Below are 14,384 nucleotides of genomic sequence, written 5' to 3'. Positions count from 1 at the left end.
CACGCCGGCGGAACTACCGCCATCGGCGCCGAGGTGTCCGGGCCATCCCACGATTACTGGCCAAAGAGACGACACCCTCCAAGCCGGAGCGCCAGATCGCCGAGGACGCGACGTGTCTCACACATGAGGTTGGGACACTGCGGCGGCACCTACGCCCACATCTACCCGAAAGACAGCCAAGCGCAGAAACAGGGCCTGACCGCAAACCGCGGCAGGCCTCTCTTCATTGCCGTAGACCGACACAAAAGTCCGGGTGACGTTCGACGCCGAGATGAGCCCGGCCGTCGACGCGTGGTTCCCGGCGATCACGGCATGGCGCGACGACCCGCCTGGAGGCCGTCGCCTGGGCCCACCGAACCCACCTCTTCGACCAGGACCAACCATCCCACCAATGAAAAGACCGTCGCCTCAGCCCTGACACGGGGAACTCGCAGGTGCGTGCACGGCTCTATTCGTACGGGTCCCGCCGACCGTTGGCTCGCTCGGCACTGACCGGCCTCAGACCGCCACCGGACGGCGCACGGTTCGTACGGCGAAGGCCACCGCGAGGATCGCGACCGCGGCGCCACTGAGCCAGAACGGGGCGCGGAGTCCCCACGCGTGGGCGACGGCACCGCCGGCCAGGGCACCGAGGGGCACGGCCGTGCTCGAGAGGGTACGGCTCGCGCTGTTCACCCGGCCCAGGAGCTCGGCCGGAACCAGGCGCTGTCGCATCGTCACCGACAGGACGTTCCACAGGGAGAACGTGAAGCCCGTGCCGCCCCACGCCAGCGCCGTGACCGCCGGGACGGGGAACGCCGCCAGGGCCAGGACCGACGCGGACGTGGCCGCCAAGGCGAGGATCTGCAGGATTCGGTCGTCGAAGCGGCGGATCAGCAGCGGTGTGACCGCGGCGCCGGAGATCCCGCCGACGGCTCCCACGGCGAGCAGAACGCCGAACGCGGTGTTCGACAGGCCCATCGGACCTACGGCGAGCAGCACCAGGAGCGGCTCCCATGACTGGGTGAAGAACGTCAGCCCCGCGCCGGTCAAGATGACGGTACGGACCGTGCCGCTCCGCCACAGCCAGCGCATGCCCGCCGACACCTCGGCGAAGAGCTCGCGGACCAACTGACCGGTCGCAGCGGGCGGCGGGGTGCGGAGCGGGGCGATCAGCACGGCGCCGAGCAGCAGAACCGCGGTGTTCAGGCCGAACGGCAGAGCCGCCGAGGTCGCGAACATCAGGCCGCCCAACGCAGGGCCGGCGAGGTCCAGGCCGGTGCGTTCGGCGGCGGCGAGCGTGCCGTTCGCGCGCTCCAGGGCCGCGTCATCGACCACGCGGGGAAGCAGCGACTGTGCTGCATTGTCGTAGGCCGCCTCGCCCACCCCGAGCAGGAACACCACGACGTACAACAAGATCAGTGAGCGGTCGCCGGCCAGGATCGTGACGCACAGGAGGCCCATCAGCAGCGCGCGGCCGGCGTTCGCCGCCACCGCGACCCGCTCGGGGCGGTTCCGGTCGACGTACACGCCGATCGGCAGGCCCAGGAGGATCCACGGCAGGTACGACACCGCGGTGAGCACGCTGAGCGCGACCGGCTCGCGAGTGATGGACGCGGCGAACAGCGGGAGCGCGACGTGGCGGATCCCGTCGCCCAGATACGCCAGTGCGGCGGAGGCGATGACTCGGGTGCCGTTCGACCGCACGGTCTCAGCCGCCGGGTGCCGGCGAGAGCCGGCACGACTGAGCGTGGTACCCGGTGCCGGGCCTGAGGGCCGCCCCGGTGACACGCCTGAGCGCCAAGCCGGCGACGAGACTGACGGGCACGGTCGGTAGGAGCCGCTGCGACGCCTCACGATCCCCGGCCACCGGGCCGCTGACACCGTCCGCCGCGATGCCCAGTGTCCCTCCTCGCACACTCCACACGTCAGGACCCAGGGACACGCGTCCGCGGTGCGGAGCGCTCGGCGTCCGAACCGGAGCGCCCGTCGCGATGCTCACCCGGCGGCCGACGTCACCCGCGAAAGTGGCATTCCGAGCCGCCTGATCCTTCATATTCGCGAGATCAGAAGCCGGGTCATTCGATGTGTCGAAAATGGCCCATTCGCCGGGGCAGTGCGTGAATCCACTTTCGGCATCAGCCGCGTATTCATATGGAGTCAATGTGCCATCGCTGCGATCAAGGAGGACTTCCGCAAAGCACACCCCGTCGTGGGTGGACGGGGAGATCGGCAGGCCGGTGCGCGCACCACGGTGCGAAGTACGCCGACCGACAGGACCGACGGGCCGATGGCGTGTCAGGGCGTGGAGATGAGCACCGTACATGGTGGGCGCCCGGGCCAAAGTGTTGCAGGCCCGGGCGCCTACCGGGTCACGTTACTCGGGTGCCTTTGAGTGCCCTGCTGTTGTTCGTCATAAGGTCACCATAGATCGGCCTCGCACCCCCTCCAAATACTTGATAAAAATTCGAAGTGTCGCCGATCCCGGCATTCATCCGCGCCACGCCGGCGACCTTCTGCGGCGAGACCGAGAACCGCCGTCGCACCCCGGTGGTCGCCGTCCTGGTCGGCCGATCTGGCTCACCGTTGAGGGATCGCGCCGATCCGCGAACCTGGCGAGCTGCGCCTGAGAGGCCAGGCGTGTGATCACTGACCGTAGGAGAACCGAAGGTCGGCGAAGAGAAGGTGGTTGAGCCGCAGTCGAAGGTGTCCTGTCTTGCTCTGGTCAGGAAGTGCGTCGGGCGTGAGCAAGGCGAACCTCAGCGAGGTCTCACCGCCTACGGCCGTCAGCTCGAAGTGGACCTGGTCGTTGGGCCTGCTGGGCCACAGAGACGACCACACGACCCGGTTGGGCCTGTCCGCCTCCAGAACCCTCGGCTACACCTCATCGGACAGCAGGTTCAGCCACGGCCGAGCTCCGGGCCGACGAGGCTCCACAAGCGATTCCCAGACTGCTGACGGGGGCGCCGACAGCTTCCGCGCCCTCGAACCGATTTCGGCCACGCCAGAAGCGTAGGGCTGCTTGCGGTGCCCGGCCTTTCAGGCCCCACGAGGGTCAGTATCGACAACTGTGCCGTGTGGCCCGCTCTGGCAGCAGGCCCCGGGGCACTCGCTCCATACAGATCACCTTTACCGGCCAGAACAGGGGCGGCGGAGGCGAGCGGACGACGACCGCCGATGTCCTCACCAAGGCTGCTGCGTAACCCGGCCTGTCGGTAGGGGCGTTAGCAAAAAGGCCCCTTCCATGATCGGAAGGGGCCTTTGACGTGGGAGCCGCCTATCGGAATCGAACCGATGACCTATTCATTACGAGTGAGGCTATAGGCGTCCAGCGCAGTCCAGATCGGTCCGCTGACCTGCCTCAAGGCGGCTGTACCGTCCACCGGCGTCCGCCGCCGTCCGGGACGGTTGTTAGCAGAGGCGTTAGCAGCCTCGGTGTGCGCGACGCTGCCTGATCGCCGTGTCGCTCGCATTGCTCAGCCAGCGAATGCTGAACCCGGCCAATCAACAGCTTTAAGCCTTACCGATCCTGCTCGACCGTCCGTCCCCGCCATCGGACCTCTACTCCACCCTGGCCTCTCGCCTCCGTGTCCAGGCGGACAACAGCACGCCCGCTGCGCGGAGGACACGCGGATCCGGAGCGCAGGGCCAGCGACCGCCCGAGCACCGGAAGCCGCGCGTCAGTTTCCTGAGCCAACTTGGAGGCTGGCTCACGTGCAGTTCGACGTTAGATTGCCCGAGTGGGCGACGGGGGAGCACTACGAAGCGGTCCGGCCTTTCCACACACCCGCGGAGATCGTGATGCGGCGTCCGATCCGGCTGTCGACGCTGACACGTTGCGTTATCTCTCACGGTGCCCGTGTCCGTTCGTGTGGCAGGCGTTGGCTTCCAACTCGAGCACACCTGCGCATGATCTGGACCAGCTGCGTTCGAAACGCGACAGCGTGTGGAACGACAACCGGCTCTTGCGTCTGATCGCCGAGCACCCGAACGCAGGCCGTGCGGTCTTGCTCAAGGTGCTGGGTGAGCTAGAGGTTCGGTTGCAGACACGTGCGAGCCATTCGCGGCCGTACTCTCCCTCGCGGGCCGGCCGGAGCTGGCGTTGGAAGAGGTCCAGCCTCTGGCTCTCCTGCCGGGTGCGTCAACGCGTATGCGAGCTGGGATAAGACGTCGTCTTGCCGAACAGGACCGCTCAGGTGATGGCGGCTGGTTCTAGATATAAGGAATCGAAATTCCCAAAGCAGAAAGCCGCTCAGCTATTTCCGGAATCGGACGCCGTGTCCTCGCTGCCGCGGCTACGAGATATCTGAGCGGAATTGTTTGACCATGCACTAGAGCCTTGTGGCGATACACATTGAGCATGATTAGGTCGTCAGGGTGAGCGGTAATTCCTTTGCGCACTTCTGGGACACGGAAACCCAGCTCCACGAGCCGCCCAGCAACCACATGCAGAGGATTGCCTGTAATAATAGCTCCCGCAATAATTTGCTTCAGCGGGACCACCTCATCATAAGATTGCCATACGGCGTGCCCTTGCCCACCCCCATCTTCGGTTAGAATGATCCGGTCTTCGCGCGTCAAAATAAGACCCTCTGGAATTTGAGGGACATTAAAACCGAACTCCGCGAGCCGACCGGAAAGTTGATTGATGTCGCTTCCCGTTTTGATAGACGTCGAAACTAGGTGCGCGATAGGTACCGGACGATTGACCGCCAACCAATAACGCTTGAACTGGATATCATAGGACATGATTCTGGCATCAGAGGCGTCGACAATCACATCTCCTGGGAGTTCGAGAACATCGTAACCAAGTTCCTGCAGCCTCTTGGAAACCTCGATAGGCGTTGCCTTAATTAGTGCCGACACTCGAATCAAGTGACCAAAGTGTACCGGCTCGGCCGGATCCAACCACGGCTCTTCACGCTCCCGCCTATATCCAAGCGTATCGCGATGACTCATAACTAGAACATCATCATGAGGATGAGCACTGAAACCTTCAGGCAAAGAAGCGACACGATACCCAAGTTCAGAAAGCCGCTGCGCTACCTCGCTGACGCCCTTACCCGCTTTTTTCGATGCGATCACCAGATGCGCGATCGGGATTTCCCTATCAGCCGGAAGCCATGGCTCCCGGCTGTTGCAGTAAAGACTTATGAGGATCAAGTCGTCGGGATGCGGAACGAGATCACGAGCTATGTTCGGAGCGCTATAACCTAGAATGCGCAGACGATCAGCCACGTAGTGGACGGAACGTCCGGTCATCTTGGCAACTTCGAACAGATGCAGTACCGTAACCGATTCATTAATGCGCATATATGTTGGACGAGAAGGACCGTCGCTTCGCATAAGAATTACGTCGTCGACCTCGACAGAGAAACTAGGCGGGATTTCCGGAATCCGACAGCCAAGCTCCGCCAGCCGAACAGCCACGTCCTCTACTGATTCTCCTGTGCTCACCGATGCAGCGACGAGGTGGCCGATCGCCACGGGTTCATTGAGGTTCAACCACGGAGATTGACCATCAGCATCAACGCTAAGGAGGATTTTATCGTTAGGCCTAGCGGTAATTTCTCGCGCGATCTCAGGAATATGAAAGCCAAACTCTCTAAGCCTGTGGGCGACCTCCGCAACGGTCTTGCCGACTCTATTCGCGGCGAATACCACGTGACCTATAGGAACAGTCTCGTTGTATTTCAAAGAAACTTTCGAGTAGGGTGCGTCGATCCCTAGAATCTGCAAATCGCTAGCTTTTGCAGTGAGACCCTGCGGAACTTCTGGCACATGATAGCCGAGCTCAGCAAGACGCCTCGCAACCTGGGCGATCTCAAGTCCTGTCTTTGCTGCTGCCGCGATCAGATGCGAAATTCTGATCTGCGATTTAGGGTCAAGAAACGGAGCCCGAGCATCCGCCCATCTTGTGACTATTACGCTATCTGAGGGTCGCGCAGGTCCAGGATAACCTTCTTCATCCGAGCACGGCCAATCGGACAAGAACCCCGCGCTAGCGAGCGCCCTAAGTCGCCATCTCATTAGATTAGCGGGCATCTCAAGTTCAAAAAGACGCCTAGCAGTAACATTGGGATCTTTTAGGACTCCAATAGCGTCGAATGCATCAATTATCATAGTATCATGCGCAAAGCACCCAGCATGCTCCACTATGCCAACTCTGTCCCTTATACGCCAAGCGCGCGCTGGATTCTTAGATAGCTCTTCGAGTATTAGATCTGCAATCTTAGGCTGGGCGTTAAGCATGGATTTCAACCACTCGAAACTAAGCACAGCTTCTTTAGATTGCACAAGGGCCGGCACGGCTTCCCGCATAAGAGATTCGACCGTCAGGTGGTCGTACTTGAGGATCTGCTTTCGATCGACCGAAAGTTGCGGAGCATTAGCGCTGGAGAGATTAATGATGGCGCCAAAGACATTGCTGCGAATGTACACTCCATCAGCTAGTATGGCGCCCTGGCCAGGGATCCACCAAACCGGCAAACCTTCAGCGTGAATAAGACCTGAAGAGTCACTCCCCGTTTGAAAAAGTGTTGGTTTATTTCGGGCGGCGGGAATCCGCGCAGCGGATGACAACTTACCCGGCTCCCAGATGCTTTTCTCTTCCCCGTTTATTGCTTCCATCGAGAAATCTGATACCCAAATCAGATTACGGAGAAGGTTGACGCACGAGAGGTCGAGGTCTCCAGGTCGGAGATATAGACGGACAGTGGTCCCGCTATCTTCACTGTAATCGGCTGGGCGGATCCTAAAAAGACAGCCCGGTCCGGAGATCGTCACCATGAGCGGTGAACCTAGACTGCCGTCTCTTTCGAATCGTCGAGTCGTGACGGCAATTTCATCGGCAAGCATAAAGTAGCTGAGAACACCTATGCCGAACTGACTGTTAGGGAACAGCCGGATAGGCCTGCTAAGCTTTTCCCATTCCGACCGTTCACTTACAAACTCTGGAAGGTCTGTAAATCTAACACCTGACTTTGCAAAGGCCTCTTCCAGCTCTCTTATCCCCATCCCAACGCCATTATCTGAGCATTCGATAAAATCACGCCCCCTCTCGTCTTTCCCTTGACGAAAAAGTATCTTTCCTCGCCAGGCAGTCGTTACATTTTGAACTTCAGCCAGATAATCTAGGCGAGCCTTCCGGTAGCGGCAAGCGTCGAGTGCATTCTGGTAAAGCTCCCTGATGGCCAGCGCAGGTTCCCCGTATAGCCGCTCTCCCATCAACAGCTCTTGCACGCGTTCCTCTGCGATACGAAAACGCATCCCCGCAGACTGATATTCTGGTCTTTGGTCGGAAAACCGCGCTCTGACGTGATCATCCGCCACATGTGTGAACAGCATACGTAGGGGACTTATTGTCACCTCACTGCTGGCTGCTCGATGGATTTCAGCGAGAAGCTCATCCACTCCCTTTATATGTTCTCTCAACGCTACTTCAACGGCTGGATGTGCGCACTCAGCTCGCAATACACGCGTGCTTCCACGCGGTTCCCAAACCGCTTGGGAAAGAGTCTTATTGAGATCCTCGATGGAGACGGAATCCAAAATCCCTACGTGATCGACGATGACCTTAGATAGGCGGGCAGGATCTATTGCCAGCTTGTAGCCCATAGATAGAATGTAACCGATAAAACGTTCTCTGACTTCTTGCTCGTCTATAGTACTAGCTGCCAAAGTTGCACTCTTAGCAAGCTCATTAGAATACTCTAGCTGAGAAAAGAAATTTACTCCTCCGAGAATAGCCTTTATAAATGAAAGGACGCGTCCTGGAGCAAAAGTCAACGTCTGCATGTTGGCAGGGTCCGCAGCGGCCAGGACGGGAATCCCAGTCAGGGCAGCGGCGTCATAGTTCTCAGCTTGTTGTATCACCCATTGGTGAGCCAGCCACCAACCGATCTGGTTTGACTCGTCACGTTTATCGTTACCTATGCTGGCAATAGCGCGCCGATATAGTCCCGGATAGCCTTGACTAAAGCGCTCGAAACTTGTACGGATTACGTCATGGTCATTATTGGGGCTAAGGTCTTCTGGGTTTATGTTTCCGATATTGGCCAGTCTTGTAATCCAGAAGGTATCGTAAAGATATGGCATCACGACCAATAGAGATGCCTCGGCCGACGAGAGACCGCTTTGCCCTAGCGTTGAAAGCAAGAACGCCACACGCTCACTCATGCGTCCCGCGAGTGACGAATCGAGCCAAGGATCACCCTCTATGTTTCGGGCAGATTTCTGTCGGGATTTGGCCAGCTGGCCAACTAGTTCTGCTGCAGCGGAACGCGCCTCTTCGCGCTGCGACTCTGAAGCAACCAACTCCCAGGCGGGATGCTTCTGCGCTAGTTCACGCCAACTCGTAACGCCCTTACCGGCAGTTCGTTGATTTGGCTCGGAGAATATTCTAAAGGCATGCCGATCATTCTCCGTCCTAATGCGAATCTCTTGTCGATTTTTATTATATTTGGCCGCCAGCGCATCAATTTCCTCTTTGAGCGCCTCATGTAGCTCTGCAAGAGTTGCTATGCCACTTTCGTTTTGCATTGCAAGCCGAAATGCTTCTGCAAAAAGGCTGAAGGTCCGGCCATCGTCAGTAACAAAACTTGCCTTTTCGCCTGGACTACAAGCGAAAACAAAGCCTACTTTTCTGTTACTAACTCGCAGGACGGTACTGCTCCCCCAGCCGATCAATGAGCCCAGGGACTTAATATTTTCCGTGTAACCCTCTCGACATGCGTCCACGACGAACAGGACCGCGCCAGCCTTGGTGGCCTCTATGTGCTTCTTCCAGTAATCCAACGCTAGGCAGGCATCGGCGAAAGGCTCGACGCGACGATCGGCATCCGTCGGTACCAAATAATCGACGTCCTCAGTATGCACGCCATGCCCGCTGAGATAGACCAGACATGTATCACCATGCTTGGCGTCCTGCAAAAACTGTCCAACCTCGGCACGGATGAACGTAAGGCGCGCACTCCCGTCGTTTCCTTGTGGCGAAGTGACTCGATAACCAACTTGCTCAAGCGCTCCGGCGATGGCGGACATGTCTTCCAGAACAAACGGTATCGATTGTATTTCTGGGCTCTCATATTCGGCTGCGCCGATCAGCAGAGCTCTGTACTCGGCCATCGGCTACTTACGCCTCTTCTCCAAACACGAGGGTTATCGCACCCTTGCTGCCGACTTGCGATGTTCCGATCAGTTGAATTCCGCCGGTCGCAGTCACTTCAAAACCAATATGCACCTGCCGAAGCTTCATTCGCCCTGACTGTGCGGCGATCTCATCAAACAAGCTTCTTAGAGCGGTAGTGGTCTCGTGAAGGCTGGTTCTTAGTGCTTCTATTGGAATGGCTTTTAGTACTGCGTCGCCATCGCCTGGACGGAAAATTCCTTTCGTTTGGTTGTCAATCTCCTCCGGGGGTGCAACTAGGAAAGGAAGGCTATTCGCGTTGATTGCCATTTCGCTCATAATAAATGTCCCCGTTTGAGTGTGGTTCAGCTAGTAAACGCCGAGTGTACTCTAGCCCAACGCTCAGTACGCGTCGGCAACTTCTTGTAGCCGCATGCGGCCACGTCGAAGGAGGTGATAGACGCTGAAATCGAAAGGGGCGGATCCGTCCACGTTCGACCTCTGCATTGCCCTCAGTTGATCAAGCAGGACCGCCGTAGAACGCTCGTAGCTTCTCAGTTCACGACTGATGGTGTCGGCTGTCTCAACGGGGACGCTGGACAGGTGCGGCTGCTGGATGACCAACGCGAGCAGACGACGCCCGTCAATCTCTGGCCATTCACCATGCTGGCCTGGACGCAGGCAACGCTAGCTTCGGAGCCGCCGGCGGCCATTACGGCCAAGCTCCCGCTCCATCGAAACGCGAGCGGTCGAGCCCTTGGCTCGGTCGCCGCCACCGCCGTCTCCAGCCGATCGAATGCCGAGGCACAGTGTGAGGCATCAGTCGGGCGGCCGAGCTAACCCTCTGGCCAGCGCTTAGCTACGTTCTCACAAGCCCTTGCGGTCATCTCTGGCAAGCGGCTTCGGGCCAGCGCATATTCGGCACAAGTGGCAGACCACGCATCGGCACAAGATGTTGCGGCATGTCACTAGCGCGTCTACAGCATGTGGGATGGCTGCACGTGCTGAACGACTTGGGTACCAGGCCTTAGAGGACAAGCCGAGCCGGACCGCAGGGCCGGCCACGGCCCGAGGACCGGAAGCGGCGCGTCAGCCGATCGCCCCGACCCGGGAGGCGCGCAACCATCTAGAGCGATCGTCACGGTCTCGGCTGCGACGCACCGTCACTGAACGCGATGTAGTTGACCCTTGGCGTGTCGACGTCCTATTAGGCCAGCGCTGAGCAACTACTGGGGATCTGCGACACCCTCTCGGACCGCCTTGAGGTCCTTTCGCCAGGGTCTTGGCGACCCACCGGCTCGGGGCGGGTTCGGCCCGAAGAGGCCGCATGCCCGGCCCGAGGCCGGTGGGCCGCTGGCGGCCCGCGTAGCGGGTCGCCCTTGAAGACGTAGAGAAAGTCCTCACCGATCGGTGATGCCTTCCCATGTCGCGACCCAGTCTCGAGGTCGTCGGCTCCTAGACTCGCGCGGCGTCGGCTACTGCTATCCATGCCTTGGTTCGCTCGGCGTCGACGCCGATCTGGCGGGAGAGACGCTCGGCGATGTCCCCCGGCCGGGCTTGCCCGGCGATCTTCAATGCGGCTACGGCGGCGTCATATTCGGCTTCCCCGCTCATGCCGCGAGGATCGATGAGCATCAGTCCATTGCCACCGGCAAGGATGTTGCCTGACGAGGCGTCGCCGTGGCAGAGACCATCCTTCCCACCAGTACGCAGGTCTTTGAGGATGGCCAGAGCGTTCTGGCGCTGGTGGAGTGGTGCGACGCTCCTGTTTGGGGCCAGGTCGGCCAGTTCGTCGTCTTCAAGCCGGCCTTGTAGCCAGTCGGTGAGTGAGGGCATCGGGCACGGAGCCGGTTGACCGACCATCGGCCGGAGCATGGCTGCCAGGGCGGTGGAGACGTCCGAGCCGAGCCGGCAATCGGTGAGGCGATCGCCAGGGCGAACGCGGTCCATGATGACCCACGTCCCTGTGGGCGTGGAGACGACTTCGTGGACCTTGGGCGCTATCCGGAGTGATGCGAGCGTTCGGGAGACCATCGCCTGCTGTGGGCCGGCGGGATCAGGACTCGCTCGCATGATCAGTGGTCCGGTTGGGGTGTCTGCCGCGACCACGAACCCGTACCTGGCGGACATGACGGTACGTGGTGTCGCGCGGTAGCGGGTGCAGACGGCGGACAGTTCGCGTTCGGCGCTGGTGCCCCATTCCGCCGCGCTGTCCGGCCAACGGCCGGCCACAGCACGGACCACATCAGCTGGTATTCGCAAGCGCATGTTCATCTATCGTCCGGTGTGCCCGTGTGGTGGCCCGGCTGGACTACCTGCGCCGTCGTCCGTCAGCGGCGTTCGGATCCGCCGCCTGGTGCTCGCTCAGGTGTGGGAGGAGTTCGGCCATGTCGGTGATGATGGCGTCGGCGCCTGCCGTGGTGAAGCGCTCGTGCTTGCCGGGCTTGTTGGCGTAGCCGATGCTGAGCGTCCCGGCATGGCGGGCTCCCTCGATGTCGCTAAGGGAATCACCAATCAGTACGCATTCGGCGGGGTCGGCGGCCAGTCCCCTGACGGCACGGTTGATCAGCTCAGGGTGGGGCTTGAGTAGCCGCGGGTCGGGGTCAGTGCGCCCGACGATGGCGGTGAAGTACGGAGCGAGATCGTTGACGGTGAGGTAGTGGGTAACGGCCTGGCAGGAGTTGTTGCTGACGGCGGCGATGCTGCGGCCGTCCTCGTGCGCCGTCTGGATGACCTGGCGGACGTGCGGCGTGGCGGTGGCCGACTCGGCGGCCCGAACCTCCATCGTGCGCAGCTCGTCATTGACCTCGCGAGTGAGTTCGGGGCTGATAGTGGCGGCGAAGCGCAAGACGTCGAACGGGTCGCGTGACGTTGCGGCTCCGGCGGACAACTTGATGCCGCGGTCGAGCACCAGCTCTCGCAGGTGGACGGCGATGGTGGGGGCGGGCAGGCCAGCAAAGATGCTGCAGATGGGGCCGTCGAAGTCGAACAGCAGATGCCGGCAGTGGGCGATGACCTCGCCGAGGGGGCCTCGCGTCGTCATGCGGTGAACTCCCGGCTGATGGTTTCCCAGACGGTGGTGAACCACTGGCGGGCTTGGGTGACGTACTGTGCGCCGACCGGTGAGCCGTCGTGGACGGTGTAGCGGAACAAGCTGGCTTCCTTCCCCATCAGGTCGTACACGGGATGGGCCGTGCCCTTGATCTTCACCTCATGGTGCCGGATCGGGTAGAAGCCGAAGAACGCTTCCTCGTTGTTGAGGACGTACAGCTTGAACAACGGCGGGACACCGTGCACCCGGATCTCCGCACGTGCATTCTCGACCATGCCCAGGTCGGACAGCTCCTCGACTGAGTCGAGGATGGCTTGACCGTGTCGGAGCATGATCCGGCCCGCGCGCTGTCGGAACTCCGGATCATCGGACAGGTCCTCACTGCTGCACGGGACGGCCATCGGCGCGGAGGTGTCCGGGACCAGCATCCGCACGGTCAGGCTGCGGGGCTTGAGCTGACCGGCACGGATCTTGTCCAGCGGTTCTTGGATGACGCCGTGGAGGGTCTCTCCGGAGAAGCCGAAGAAGTCGATCACGACGTGTTCGCGGTCGAATGCCTTCTCAACGTACGGCCGGATGCTGATCGGCGACGACGCGATCACCGTCTCCGGCGGAGCCATGGCAGCGGGCACGAGCGCGCCGGCCTCGCCGGCGGGTGGGTCGGCCTCCGCAGTGCCGGGCTCGAAGAGCTGGTCGGCGGTCCAGCCTGGGCACATCTTCTCCAGCACGCGGCAGTGGTGAGGGTACGGCAGGCCTTTGAGTTCGCCGGACAGCCAGCGGTGGAACTGGGCGCGGCTGGGCCAGGTGCCGACCAGCTCGGGGTCGATCTTGCGGGCGACTCGGTCGTACTCGCGGCAGAAGGTGCTGTGGGTCTGTAGGTGCTTCTGCCGGAGTACGGCCTTGAGGCGTACCGGCTCCGTGGCGGTGTTTTCGCTGGCCTGACCCTGTGGCATTTCGCGACGGTAACACAGACGAGCACTAGACGAGACAAGGCGAGCACAAGAAGCCTCGGTGGGGACTCCGGCGGTATCGAGACGTGACACCACACGTCGGCAGTGTCGTTCCCGTAAGAACCTGCAGGGCCGATGACATGACGCGAGCGAGTCACCGCTGAGGCTCCCGACTTCCCCCCGGGGGGAGCCGGCGATCCGTGTCCCCGTGTCATCGGTCCTGCCACCACCACCGGGAGGCAGACGTTGGCGTGGGATATCGGGCCGGAGCTACGCGCTCTGGTCGCCCTCTGTAAAGAGTTGCAAGCGATCGGGGTCGGCTCGGAGATGCGCGACAGCTATCCGGGGCTGGCCGTACGGACCTCCACCCCCGGCGCGTACGTCTACGTCCTCATCAGCCCCGACGGGGAGCGCTACGTGTGGGACAGCGAGCCCCACCACCATCCGGTCAGCGACGTTCCCGGGGCGGCCGAGCAGATCAAGGCGTACCTGCGTGCGGAGGGATGCCTGTGAATCCCCGCGACGACCTGATCAGCGGTTCCCCGATGAGAAAGAAGCCGATGGCACTTACCGAACGCGAGCGCCAGATTCTCCTTGCCGAACTGTGCGAACTTGCCGACGAACTCACCGAGATCGCCACACAGCTCGAAGCGCTGCACAAGCGGACGAGCCAGATCATCGATCGGGTCGCCCCTCGCTCGTCTGTCCGTTTGGTGCGTCCAGCATGAGCAGCAGAGACACGGCGGCTGGGCCGGCGGGTGCCGCGGAGAGGCTCCAATACCGGTTCCCGCTTCCTCCGCACCCGATCGCCGCTGAACAGGCGCGCATCGTGGCGCGGCTCGCGCTGGCGGACTGGGGCCTGGACGGTATCGCCGACGACGTCTTACTCATCACGGTGGAACTTGCGGCGAACGCCGTAAAGATCGGAGAGGTCTTCCAGCTCACCTTGTCCCGCCATGTCGGCGGGGTCCTGGTCGAGGTGTCCGACAGCAGTGAAGCCGCACCCGAACGTCAGCGGTGCTCCTTCGATCGGGTCGACGGGCGGGGCCTGCTGCTGGTCGAGGCGTATTCGAAGGACTGGGGCTGGCGGCTGGAGACGACCGGCGGCAAGACGGTCTGGGCGCTAATCGGCGACGTCGGACCCTGCACCCCTCCGGCCGGGTCACCATCCCCCGCGAATGTGACGGCGGCTGGCCCCTCATGAACTCCCGGCCCTGAGTCCGACGATCGCCACCGGTGTCCCCCGACGCCTCCGGCGATCAGGCGCCTCGGCTCA

General features: G+C 61.4%; 9 protein-coding genes and 1 tRNA gene. 3 read left to right on the top strand and 7 right to left on the bottom strand.

The window, feature by feature from the left end; translation table 11 throughout:
- Positions 1-498: 498 nt before the first annotated feature.
- The 7 genes from ACQEV1_RS06340 to ACQEV1_RS06310 form a co-directional block, all read right to left on the bottom strand.
- Positions 499-1,686, bottom strand: a complete 1,188-nt coding sequence (locus ACQEV1_RS06340) for an MFS transporter (protein ID WP_285631684.1) — start codon at positions 1,684-1,686, stop codon at positions 499-501.
- A gap of 1,564 nt (positions 1,687-3,250) precedes the next feature.
- Positions 3,251-3,350: transfer RNA gene (locus tag ACQEV1_RS06335), tRNA-OTHER, on the bottom strand.
- Positions 3,351-4,191: 841 nt separating this feature from the next.
- The gene (locus ACQEV1_RS06330) at positions 4,192-9,105 is read right to left on the bottom strand and encodes an HD domain-containing protein (protein WP_433392263.1); all 4,914 of its coding nucleotides are present in this window, start codon (positions 9,103-9,105) and stop codon (positions 4,192-4,194) included.
- Between the two features lie 7 nt (positions 9,106-9,112).
- Positions 9,113-9,436, bottom strand: a complete 324-nt coding sequence (locus ACQEV1_RS06325) for a Pepco domain-containing protein (RefSeq protein ID WP_433392260.1) — start codon at positions 9,434-9,436, stop codon at positions 9,113-9,115.
- A gap of 1,125 nt (positions 9,437-10,561) precedes the next feature.
- Positions 10,562-11,380 (bottom strand): phosphotransferase, encoded by an 819-nt coding sequence (locus ACQEV1_RS06320; protein ID WP_433392257.1) that lies wholly within the window; start codon positions 11,378-11,380, stop codon positions 10,562-10,564.
- A gap of 37 nt (positions 11,381-11,417) precedes the next feature.
- Entirely contained in the window at positions 11,418-12,149 is a 732-nt protein-coding gene (locus ACQEV1_RS06315) for an HAD family hydrolase (protein ID WP_433392254.1), read from the bottom strand.
- A complete protein-coding gene (locus ACQEV1_RS06310) occupies positions 12,146-13,111 on the bottom strand; it encodes a hypothetical protein (RefSeq protein WP_433392252.1) in 966 nt (321 codons plus the stop codon). The genes ACQEV1_RS06315 and ACQEV1_RS06310 overlap by 4 nt, the downstream gene beginning before the upstream one ends.
- Positions 13,112-13,354: 243 nt before the next feature.
- On the opposite strand from ACQEV1_RS06310, the gene ACQEV1_RS06305 reads away from it, so the two are divergent.
- The 3 genes from ACQEV1_RS06305 (at position 13,355) to ACQEV1_RS06295 (ending at position 14,312) form a co-directional block, all read left to right on the top strand.
- Positions 13,355-13,621, top strand: coding sequence for a hypothetical protein (locus tag ACQEV1_RS06305; protein WP_433392250.1), 267 nt, complete (start codon positions 13,355-13,357; stop codon positions 13,619-13,621).
- On the top strand, positions 13,618-13,836 hold the full coding sequence (locus tag ACQEV1_RS06300) for a hypothetical protein (RefSeq protein ID WP_433392247.1): 219 nt from the start codon (positions 13,618-13,620) through the stop codon (positions 13,834-13,836). The genes ACQEV1_RS06305 and ACQEV1_RS06300 overlap by 4 nt, the downstream gene beginning before the upstream one ends.
- A 101-nt stretch (positions 13,837-13,937) precedes the next feature.
- A complete protein-coding gene (locus ACQEV1_RS06295; protein WP_433392245.1) occupies positions 13,938-14,312 on the top strand; it encodes an ATP-binding protein in 375 nt (124 codons plus the stop codon).
- Positions 14,313-14,384: the final 72 nt, after the last annotated feature.

Source organism: Actinoallomurus sp. CA-142502, assembly GCF_050936355.1.
Taxonomy (GTDB): domain Bacteria; phylum Actinomycetota; class Actinomycetes; order Streptosporangiales; family Streptosporangiaceae; genus Actinoallomurus; species Actinoallomurus iriomotensis.
The sequence above is the reverse complement of the archived record's forward strand: the minus strand, read 5'-3'. Positions and strand labels throughout refer to the sequence as shown.